Here is a 5,947-nt window from a genome sequence, read left to right as displayed (position 1 = left end):
GGTAGACAGCAATGCCAATTCCAGAATTGAAGCCTACCATAAACAATTGGAATTAGTGGATAAAAACCGTTAGCTTTCTTTGTTTTAATAACTATGACAAACAAAAAATAAACGCCATTAAAACAGGCGTTTATTCAAATGTTGTATACCATTTAAGAATACATCGAATGAAAATTGAACATATAGCCATATGGACTATAGATTTAGAAAAAATGAAGAGTTTTTATCTAAATTTTTTCGACTTAAAATCAAATGAAAAATATTATAATCCAAATAAAAAATTTAGCTCATATTTTTTAGCATTTGAAAGTGGTGCTCGCATAGAATTAATGCACAGACCTGACATTTCTGAATTTATTGGGAAATCGGATACAAAATTAGGATTGCCTCATTTTGCTATTTCTGTTGGGTCAAAGGAAAAGGTTGACTTGCTTACCGAAATAGTACGGAAAAATGGATTTAAAATAATTGGAGAACCTCGGACAACTGGAGATGGATATTATGAAAGTGTAATCTCTGACCCAGAAGGAAATTTGATTGAAATAACTGAATAAAAAACGGCATACAACAACGAGTATAAACTTGCACGTCGGGCAGGCGGGTTTGCCTTCAGGCAGGGCCGGAATCATTGGTAAGCATTCTAAAACAATCAAGTGTTATTAATAAAAATATTGTAACAAATGGCAAAGAATAAAACAACCCAAACTGAAGTCGATGTATTTGATTTTATAAATTCTTATGTTGATAATGAACAAAAGAAAGTTGATAGTTTTAAATTAATAGAATTGATAAGTGAATGGTCTGGTTTTGAACCAAAAATGTGGGGACCAACAATTATTGGTTTTGGAAGCTATCATTATACATATGCCAGTGGCCATGAAGGAGATGCTCCAATGTTGGGTTTCTCGCCAAGAAAAGCACAGTTTTCACTCTATGTGTATTCAAAAACAGAGAAGAGCGATGCTATCCTCAAAGATCTTGGCAAATTCAAAATGGGAAAAGCCTGTATATATATTAAAAAACTTGCTGATATAGACATTTCAATCTTAGAACAACTCTGCAATGAATCAATTGCATATCTTAATGAGCACCATGAATGCGCATGCAGAACATATTAACGACTTGCCAACAAGGTGAATGTTCATATTGCGCGGGTGGTTAAGACATAGCAATTTTCATACGTTCTTTTTCCTATCCTTATTTTTAAGGAGAGTCAACGATACAGAACCTTGGATTGGGTAATGGGAAAAAATAGATACCCTGCAGAAAGGGTTAAAAACTAAACATAACAATGTATATGAAATCATAGTTCGCATTCAGTCACTGCGATTCATATACCAGCCCTTGTAAGTCATTTGAAACCAAAACAATTTTATGAGCAGATATTTCCTCTTGATTTTCTTGATCCTCTTTGCCAAAAATATGAATTCGCAGGTTTCAACTGAACAACTCGTTGAAGATATAGATCAATTGTACTCGCTTATTATCACCGAGCATGTAGATCCCTACTGGAATAATTCCAAAGATAATTTCTTGAAAACTATTAAGAATGCCAAAGAGATTATTCAAAAAAAGGAAACTTGCGATGAATCCTGTTATGTTGAAATATTCAAAATTGTTGCAGCCTTAAATGAAAGTCATTCCTACGTAAGTAGTAAATCTAGATACAAGCTTTTTGGTTATCTGCCAATTACGATCAAATGGTTTGAAGACGGACTTTTTGTCGTCAAAACCAGTACTGATTACGAAGAACTGCTTGGTCACAAAATAATATCTATAAATGGAACAGATATTAAAGAAGTCTTTGAGAAAATAAAACTAGTCATTCCGCATACGAATTCTTCGAGAATAAAGAAATACATAGGAAGTTATCTTCATTTGCCGGGCTTGTTATATGGTCTTGGAATCTCAGATAAATCTGATGAAGCGAAATTTACACTTGAGAAAAATGGAACTCAGATTCGACGATTAGTAAAAAATTTATCCCCTGAGGATGAAGAAAATACAACCTTTAAAACCATCCCAGGTGGGGACACTTATTTTCAGAGGAATTTAAGCGACTATTATTGGTTCGATTATAATTCTGAACAAAAGTTGGTTTATTTCCAATATAATCGAATTGGAAATATGGAAAGTGAATCATCAACGGCTTTTGCTAATAGATTATGGGCTGCTGTGGATTCTGTTGCTGTAGACAAATTTGTATTGGATTTAAGATATAATGGTGGTGGAAGCTTCCCATATAGTCTAAAATTTATTCAAGGTATTGTTGATAGACCCAAAATAAACAAGAGGGGAAAACTTTTTATAATTACAGGCTATGACACCTTTTCAGCAGCTATTACAATGGTCAATCAGTTGGAACAACGAACTGAAGCGATTATCATTGGAGAGTATCCTTGTGCCTCTCCTTCACATCCCGGAGATCCTGAAAATTACACCTTAGAAAACTCTGGGATCGAAGTGAGTTTATCTTCCCTTTATCACCCTACCGTGTTCATGAATGATAAAAGAAATGCTACTATACTAGATAAGCACTTTCAATTATTTTGGGATGACTACAACAAAGGCATCGACCCAAACATAGATTTCATTCTAAATTATAAAGATGGCAATCTTCCCGCTAAGCTATCTGACTTTCCCAATATTATTGGGACTTACGAATATTCAATCATCAGGAATATGCAAATCAAAGAAATAGATGGTAAAATTTATCTGGAAATCGATGGTGCATTATTTTCTCCACTCTACGCTGATAGCGCCGGAATTATTACCACAGAAATCAATGGACTTTCGCTTTCAATGCACGATGGATACATTGTATTAAATTTTCCTGATGGGAAGACAGAAAAGTTTTATAAAATTGATTCTTCTACCAATAGTGCAATTGATTATTTATACAAAGGAGACATTGCGAATGCAGAAAATATCTATGTAACAATTAAAAAATCTGATCCGGATAACATTGAATTACAAGATCATCAAATGTCTTTTCTTGCCAGTATAATATATTTTGATCTAAGGAATAAGCCAGAAGTTGATGCCTCCTCTATTGCTAAGAATATTTTAAACCTTGGAATAAAACTCAATAAAGGAAAGGCACCATTTTGTGAGTTTTCATTGAGATTTTACTAGTGAATACGACTAACAACAGCGCCTATAAAACCAAGCTTTGCTTGGTAAATCGCAAAGAGTACCCATATATTGATAATGGTGCTTCCACCTACCTACTTTTCTAAAAGTACTTTGGCGGACGGGGTGGAATTTGTATTTTGGAACCTGCCCGTCCCCAATAGCATTGGGCTATCGGACTCGTGGCAGGCGGGTTTCTCGGCCGTGCCGGCTTATGGCCAGGGCCGAGGCCGATGTTCACCATTACAATTACCAGCATTAATTCATCGATCAACATAGTATCTGTTAGAGAAAATCCAGCCTATAAGGGCAAGGCAATTGAATATTTGCAAAAAAGCTGGCCAAGTGTACAACCTATTATATATGAAGATTGCATTTCCCATAGCATTGATGCGAGAAATTCATTGCCTCAGTGGTATTTACTCGAATTAAACGGCTTTTTAATTGGCTGCGCGGGACTCATTACTAACGATTTTATCAGCAGAGGGGACTTATATCCCTGGCTATGCGCACTATTCATCGAGGAGCAATACAGAGGAAATGATTATGGGTCCTTGCTAATTGACAGGGCAAAACGCGACACTAAAAATTTTGGTTTTGAGTATTTATATCTGTGCACTAGTCATATTGGCTATTATGAAAAATATGACTTTACATATATTGGGCAAGGATATCATCCCTGGGGAGAAGAATCAAGGATTTATGAAACCTTATTGAACGGAGATTAACCGCGTACAACAACGCATATAAAACCAAGCTATATTTGGTAAACCTGACTACCCCAATAGCATTGCGCTATCGGTCACGCGTCAGGCACTTACTTTAAATATGCCATTGGTGAGATTCCTCTGGGAATTAAAGAATTAAAAAACTAGTTGCTAAAAAGAGATAAGGCAAACTAAAAATCGCTTTATTGCGTGTCGCTGGCATCAATTACCTGACCTTTACTAAAGACCTTCCTTCTTTACGATTTTCAATATGTAAATGTGCTTGATCAATATCAACCAGATCATAAATTTCACCGATCGCTAGGCCCTGCCAACCTTCTGCCAATGCCTCCGCCAGATCTTCAACTGCTGCTTGCTTTGAGGCCTCACTAAAATCGTCACTACCGAGAAAGTATATGGAAATATTGGAAAAGACCAATGGCCAAAAAGGAACACTCGCCGGACTTTGATCGCTAGCATAGGTTGCAATTGTGCCTCCCAGTTTTAATATGGCCACATCCGTTTCGATATTCGATGCAAATGCCACTTCCACGATGTGATCTACCCCCTCCGGATAGGCTGTCAAAACATCCTCCTTTAATTTCTCATTGGCCAGAAAGACTTGATCGGCTCCGGCTAAGGTTGCAATCTGTAGATCTTTTTCCTTACGCACAGTTGCCAGTACAACAGCGCCTGATTTCTTAGCCATAGCAATAACACACTGACCTACGGCCCCGCTCCCACCCTGTATAAGGACCACCTGATTTGTCCGGTCTTGTCTGACTTCACACCCACCCACATGAATTGCGCGATGCGCTGTTATTCCGGGAATACCCATTTGAGCCGCTTGTTTCAGATCTACATGTTCGGCAACCTCATATACATTGCTAACGGGTACACAGCAATACTCCGCTGCGGTGCCAAATTGACGATAGGATTGAGCACCAAAGCATAAAACCTTCTTCCCAATCCATTTTTCATCTACCAGGCTACCTACGCTACGGACATAACCGGAACCGTCGCTATGCGGAATGATCTTTTCATACGGCATTCCGACACCAAATGTATCGGCCCGCTTTTTTACCTCACCGGGATTAACACCTGAATAATGAATTTCAATTTGAACTTCGTTCTCAAGTGGCATTAAATCTTCCATTACCTGTATTCGTAATACTTCAGATGCCAGACCTTGTTCGGTATAGATAGCCGCTTTCATAGGTGTGAAATTTTATTAAAAATACGGTATAAAATTGGGTTAAAAAGATGCTAACTTTGGCCATAAGCCAGGCTTCCTGACTGCCATACCCCATCATCAGGCACTGTGGGCAAGCCAAAAATTTGTAATTACTAATTTCCCTGTCAAAGACAGGCCGGGTTGAGGCCGAAATCATTAATCAATACGAGAAAGATCAATTCAATGAAAAAATATGAAGGGGCGTTTCGATTCACTTACTTCACTGATAAGTACGAGGAAACATTTAATTTCTATAAGAACAAACTCAATTTTAATTTAGAACACGCCTGGGACAGAAATGATCATGATAAAGGGGCTCTTTTCAAAGCCGGTGCGGGTTTAATTGAAATACTGCTGCGAACAGCTGATGATGAGAACAGAATTCCAGGCCTGGATTATAGAATGCCACAGGGTGTATTTATGTGTCTTCAAGTTTGGGATATTGATACCTTATTTAAAAAGTACCAAACAATTGGAATTCCATTCAAGCAAGAAGTTGTAGATCAGTCCTGGGGACATAGGAGCTTTTCAGTTTAGAGCCAAATGGGTTGGTGTTATTTTTCTTTCAGGAACAATTTTGACGCTTTTAGGTCAACAGCTTTGTTTGTCAACAATAAGTAGCCAACACTATCGCCGGCATTATCTTTTGACTCTAGAGGCCTGCGAATAATTGCTAACTTGTGGTTTATTAATCATGCCCTGGTGATACGAGCCACGAGGGGACTGGCCATACCTGCCTGTCCCAATAGCATTGTGCTATCGGACACGCGGACCGCCGGCGGCCAAAGCCTTGCGCCTCGGCCGACGCCATAGGCTTTTGCCGACGGCGGTCCGCTAAAGCTTCAGCGGCACGCGGATGGCGACGGCACGCAGG

Annotated in this window: 6 protein-coding genes; 5 read left to right on the top strand and 1 reads right to left on the bottom strand. The window is 38.3% G+C overall.

The annotated features are described in order from the left end of the window. Window positions 1-167 precede the first annotated feature (167 nt). The 4 genes from Q0X89_RS09880 to Q0X89_RS09865 all read left to right on the top strand — a co-directional run bounded on the left by Q0X89_RS09880 (window position 168) and on the right by Q0X89_RS09865 (window position 3,860). Entirely contained in the window at window positions 168-554 is a 387-nt protein-coding gene (locus tag Q0X89_RS09880; RefSeq protein ID WP_297693625.1) for a VOC family protein, read from the top strand. A 126-nt stretch (window positions 555-680) separates the two neighbouring features. Further along, the gene (locus Q0X89_RS09875) at window positions 681-1,118 is read left to right on the top strand and encodes a DUF1801 domain-containing protein (protein ID WP_297693623.1); all 438 of its coding nucleotides are present in this window, start codon (window positions 681-683) and stop codon (window positions 1,116-1,118) included. 256 nt (window positions 1,119-1,374) lie between these two features. After that, entirely contained in the window at window positions 1,375-3,135 is a 1,761-nt protein-coding gene (locus tag Q0X89_RS09870; RefSeq protein ID WP_297693621.1) for a hypothetical protein, read from the top strand. Window positions 3,136-3,365: 230 nt separating this feature from the next. Continuing rightward, on the top strand, window positions 3,366-3,860 hold the full coding sequence (locus tag Q0X89_RS09865) for a GNAT family N-acetyltransferase (protein ID WP_297693619.1): 495 nt from the start codon (window positions 3,366-3,368) through the stop codon (window positions 3,858-3,860). A gap of 205 nt (window positions 3,861-4,065) precedes the next feature. On the opposite strand, the gene Q0X89_RS09860 is transcribed toward Q0X89_RS09865, so the two are convergent. Further along, window positions 4,066-5,055 carry an NADPH:quinone reductase gene (locus Q0X89_RS09860; protein WP_297693616.1) on the bottom strand — a complete coding sequence of 330 codons (990 nt, stop codon included), beginning with the start codon at window positions 5,053-5,055 and terminating at the stop codon, window positions 4,066-4,068. A 201-nt stretch (window positions 5,056-5,256) separates the two neighbouring features. On the opposite strand from Q0X89_RS09860, the gene Q0X89_RS09855 reads away from it, so the two are divergent. Then, window positions 5,257-5,610 (top strand): VOC family protein, encoded by a 354-nt coding sequence (locus tag Q0X89_RS09855; RefSeq protein WP_297693614.1) that lies wholly within the window; start codon window positions 5,257-5,259, stop codon window positions 5,608-5,610. The last annotated feature ends 337 nt before the right edge of the window (window positions 5,611-5,947 follow it).

Origin of the sequence: uncultured Eudoraea sp. (assembly GCF_947258525.1) — a bacterium.
GTDB lineage: Bacteria > Bacteroidota > Bacteroidia > Flavobacteriales > Flavobacteriaceae > Eudoraea.
Note: the sequence above shows the minus strand (reverse complement) of the source record. Positions and strands in the feature narration are given on the sequence as shown.

What these genes read in the sequence shown, in the direction of transcription:
- Q0X89_RS09880 (WP_297693625.1), top strand. Translation starts at nt 168, where the DNA reads ATGAAAATTGAACATATAGCCATATGGACTATAGATTTAGAAAAAATG.
- Q0X89_RS09875 (WP_297693623.1), top strand. Translation starts at nt 681, where the DNA reads ATGGCAAAGAATAAAACAACCCAAACTGAAGTCGATGTATTTGATTTT.
- Q0X89_RS09870 (WP_297693621.1), top strand. Translation starts at nt 1,375, where the DNA reads ATGAGCAGATATTTCCTCTTGATTTTCTTGATCCTCTTTGCCAAAAAT.
- Q0X89_RS09865 (WP_297693619.1), top strand. Translation starts at nt 3,366, where the DNA reads ATGTTCACCATTACAATTACCAGCATTAATTCATCGATCAACATAGTA.
- Q0X89_RS09860 (WP_297693616.1), bottom strand. Translation starts at nt 5,055, where the DNA reads ATGAAAGCGGCTATCTATACCGAACAAGGTCTGGCATCTGAAGTATTA.
- Q0X89_RS09855 (WP_297693614.1), top strand. Translation starts at nt 5,257, where the DNA reads ATGAAAAAATATGAAGGGGCGTTTCGATTCACTTACTTCACTGATAAG.